Raw genomic sequence first — 3,919 nt, 5'->3', positions numbered from 1 at the left:
GATTACTGCTCTGCCGAACCTTTATATCAGAGGCTTACGCTATTTTCAGACGTTGCCATAGAGCCGTTTTCTTTTTGTGTAACCGCTCTATCCTGCTGTTTTTGAGAAACTATGCGACCTACTGAGATCCCAGAGAGCCGTAGAGTTGTCGGGCCGCCTTCTCGACACTGCCCATTGCGGTCTTGTCGCCGGTCAAGACACAGAGGTGATTCTTCTGACTGAGTCCTTCGAAGAGGCGCTGCACCTCTTCGGGCGGGACCTTGGAGTCGGGACTCACCACCAGCAGCACGCGACCACGGCGCACCTTCTCGCTCACGTCAGCGAGCTTGGGTAAAGGTAGCACGTCGTCGTAGCAGGTCTTACGGACGGGCTTGAACATGGACTGAAGGCGATGGCGGATCAGGTTATCGACTTGGTTGTCCGGGGCATCGTGGGCGAGGCTTTGAAGGAGCTTGGTCAGATTCTCCTGCCGATCGAAGTACCAGCGGCCCTCGGTGGTGTGGTGCAGGTACCAGGCGATTTGCTCGAACGCTTCAAAGGCGGCCAGGAAGTCTGACGGCTCGCGCAACGGCGAAACCAGACACTCGACCAGTTCCTCCCGGTTCAAGCCCTTGACTGCATTGACAGCGGTAGACAGGCTCGCGGTCAGCAGCAGCGCGCCGATCTGGGTAGCCGACTCCTTGCCGGTTTGCAAATCGATGATCTGGGCGTGGGCCGATTGCTGGAAATCCCACAGGTCCTTGGCGATGACATCGCGTAGGCCAGAGATCTCGGTCAGTTTCTCGCGAACCTCGGGAATACCCAGGTCGAAATGCTGGGGACCGATCAGGAAGCAATCATTAGCCGGACGGTCCCAGACAGAGCGCAGCAGACGGGAGACGAGCTCGATCAGGCCGCAGGTCTGGCGAAACTGCTCGTTCTCTTTGAACAGGGCGATGATGTTCTTGAGCCGGGGATGGAAGGGATAGGTCGCGGCGATCTCGTCGGCGAGGGCCTCCGCACCACGGCTGGCGGTCTTGGACTTGGATGCCTCGGCGAGCTTTCGCCCGAAGGCGTCGGCAATGTCATCGATCTGCGTTTGGTCCGGTAACTGGATGAAGAGCCGCTTGCGCAGGATGTCGTAGATCTCGTTGGCGGAGAGATCGACGGGCGTGATACTGCGCTCCTGTCGGCCCAGTTCCGAACGGGCATCCGCTAAGGCTTCATTGATCAAGCGACTGCCCGTCGCATAGGCCGCCGCCAGGTCCGAGACCACGACACAGACATTGCGTTTCTTGCCCGCTGCGGTGAGGAGGTTGGCGAAGGCGCGCGTCACGATGCCTGCGACCGTCCCATTGCCGACCTTTTGCGTGTCCAGATAATGAAAGTAGGGCGGCAACTCGTCTAGCAGGATCAGGATGGGCTGATCGCCCTCGAACAGCCGCAGCCAGTCTGCCTCGGACGGGGCCTTGGGACCGCCGGTCCAGAAGGCGCGGAACTCGTCACCCCTGTTGAGTTGGTTGGCGATCTCGCCCCAGAAAAAATGGTCGGGATTATTGCGACCGTTGAACGCGGCGATCGCCGCGGTCCCGAAGACCTCCGCATGGGCCACGCCAGCGCAGTGGGTCTTACGCAGCGCCGGATTATTGGCGAGCAAGCCGAACCCGACGAGGAGGTGTGTCTTACCGCCGCCCATGGCCTGCTTCAGGTGAAAGATGGCCTGGGCTGAGTGGCCGGCGAGCCGCGCCATCCCCTCCGCAATCAGGTCCTGCATGCCCTGGGTGATATGGGTCCTGGCAAAGAAGGCCGTCCCATCGCCCTCGGCCTGGATCAGCTCATCGAGCTGCTCGATCTGATCACTGAGCTTGATGGAGAGTGCCTTCGGTTGGAGCTGGCAGGCGTCGCGAACCGTTTTCATTGGTTTTTCGTTTCCATTTTGTTGTCAGCACTCTCGACTTCTCGAACTCTATGAGGATAGCCACTCGCACATTTTCGACAACCCTTAAATAGAGAACAATTTTATTTCTTGACGGGTGCAGCACGCGATGCGCTTTACTTTATATTTTCTCGGGCGATCTGGTTAGCTTGCGCTATACGCCCGAGCAACTTGCGATTCAATATCTCGATTTCAGCGACCTTAGGCGTAACACGTATTTCGCGGCGCAACTCGTGCATCTTTTTATGCTGTCTATGCGGCAGCTTCAATTCCCCGCGGTCAAGAACAACCCCAGTCACTTCGCACGCATGACCACCGGCAAAGCTCCTCTCCTTGTGATACCGAAGGCCATTTCGACTAATTTTTTTCTTTATCTCCCATATCAGGCGATCCGGCACTCTTGGCCCTGAAATCGTAACATCGTCCATGTACACAGTTATTATGCAGCCAGCCGCTTTCGCCAGATCCCAGATGCTCAACCACATGTCGTAGTGAGCATAAAACGACATCAGCGGACTCAAAGGGCTACCTGTCGGAAGATGTCCCTTATATGTCGCCAAGGAGGTAAGAATGCCCGCCACGTCATGTGAACATTCCATCACGCTGTCAAAGAACCAGAAAACGCGTCGCGACGGCGTAGAAGTAAAATAGTCCGCAACGTCCAGGCACCTGACTTCGATGCCTTCGAGATGTTGCCTTGCATTATTAACGTATGACTTGCCTTTGACAGGACAGTAAAGAAACCCCGGAAGTACGACACGAGATAGAACCTTTTCTATTCTTTTCTGTACTTGTGCCAGCCTGTTTTCCGGGCTTTCAATTCGACGAATCTTTCCGTTACCTTTCCTCTGGTCCCATTCGCTATAAAGATCATCCGCGCTGGTCAACTCCACAAGCTGAGAGCACGTCAACTGCAACAAATCCGCAAGCTCGGTTTTCTTACGCAAGCGAAAGAGCGGTGACTGGCGCAAATCGTAGGGCGATTTTTTATTAGCGACCGACATGAGATAAATCAGATCTCTCAGTGATAAAATTCAATAAAGCCAACACCTTAGAAGAAATCATTACTCTTGCTTTCTCTAGTCGTGGATTTTCCAGATCCATATTCTCAGAAAAAAACAGGATAGATGAAATAGGGATATTGAAAACATTCGCGTAGCGTTCTAGCAACGACAATGTCGGAGATTTCTTTCCGGATTCGATTTCGGAAAGATGAGATGTGGATATTTCAAGTTTTTCGGCAAGATCCTTTTGCGTCAAATCGTGAAAAACCCTCATTGTTCTTAGTGCTTTGCCGATCATTGCTCCGCAACTTTATAGATGTGACTAGATTCGGAAGTAACATATCCGGGCTGGCAGCCTAGCTCTTTAACAACTTCACCAGCTCGTTCAATGACTTTAGAATCCAGAAAATCACCAAACCAAACTTGATCAGAAAGTTGAGAACCCGCGGGTTACGAAGCCAGCACAGCCAGCCCTTACGCCCACAGGTCTTAGACCGCCCCTGCCGTGTGTCGATATCGTTCTTCATGGGAAAGCTCCTCTGTTGCAGTCGTCAGCGCAATTGCTGAAGACCGTCGCCCGAACAGAGGACGGAGAACGACAGTTTTTTACCCGGTATGCACTTTGGCGCGGCTTCGCCCGCCGCGCCTACGTCATCCGCGGCCTCAGAGGACCACGGGGACGCCGCGTCGGACAGCCGACCATTTGTTAGAAGGCTCTGAGTCCTTCCTCGGGCCGCCTAGTGCAGCCCAGTGAGTGGCGAATATCTCCGTTTCGATCTCGACTGGGAAGAAGTGTACTGCGACCAGGGTTCGCCAGTCAAGTAAAAACTTCGCTTAGAGCGAAGTCACAGCGTGGGCAGATCAATCCTGAACTCAACATATTGCACTATACACAGTTTGGCGATGATGATCAGACGCACAGTGGCTGCTGAGGCAGCATCCTTGCCAGAAATGCAACAAATGTCCTTTATCCTGCCCCCCCAACATCGTACCAACACTG

At 54.3% G+C, this 3,919-nt stretch carries 3 protein-coding genes; all 3 read right to left on the bottom strand.

The genetic code is table 11. The annotated features are described in order from the left end of the window. Positions 1 to 118 precede the first annotated feature (118 nt). The 3 genes from QZX93_RS06015 to QZX93_RS06005 all read right to left on the bottom strand — a co-directional run bounded on the left by QZX93_RS06015 (position 119) and on the right by QZX93_RS06005 (position 3,217). Complete coding sequence (locus QZX93_RS06015; protein ID WP_295394434.1) at positions 119 to 1,897, bottom strand: DUF499 domain-containing protein; 1,779 nt, start codon at positions 1,895 to 1,897, stop codon at positions 119 to 121. 134 nt (positions 1,898 to 2,031) lie between these two features. Continuing rightward, the gene (locus QZX93_RS06010; RefSeq protein WP_295394431.1) at positions 2,032 to 2,919 is read right to left on the bottom strand and encodes a reverse transcriptase family protein; all 888 of its coding nucleotides are present in this window, start codon (positions 2,917 to 2,919) and stop codon (positions 2,032 to 2,034) included. After that, positions 2,906 to 3,217: a helix-turn-helix transcriptional regulator gene (locus QZX93_RS06005; RefSeq protein ID WP_295394428.1), complete on the bottom strand. Its 312-nt coding sequence runs from the start codon at positions 3,215 to 3,217 to the stop codon at positions 2,906 to 2,908. Before QZX93_RS06005 ends, QZX93_RS06010 begins: the two co-directional genes overlap by 14 nt. Between the last annotated feature and the right edge of the window lie 702 nt (positions 3,218 to 3,919).

This window comes from uncultured Thiodictyon sp., assembly GCF_903946935.1.
GTDB lineage: Bacteria > Pseudomonadota > Gammaproteobacteria > Chromatiales > Chromatiaceae > Thiodictyon.
The sequence above is the reverse complement of the archived record's forward strand: the minus strand, read 5'-3'. Positions and strand labels throughout refer to the sequence as shown.

Excerpts from the sequence above, each read along its gene's own strand:
- QZX93_RS06015 (WP_295394434.1), bottom strand. The coding sequence starts at position 1,897 with ATGAAAACGGTTCGCGACGCCTGCCAGCTCCAACCGAAGGCACTCTCC.
- QZX93_RS06010 (WP_295394431.1), bottom strand. The coding sequence starts at position 2,919 with ATGTCGGTCGCTAATAAAAAATCGCCCTACGATTTGCGCCAGTCACCG.
- QZX93_RS06005 (WP_295394428.1), bottom strand. The coding sequence starts at position 3,217 with ATGATCGGCAAAGCACTAAGAACAATGAGGGTTTTTCACGATTTGACG.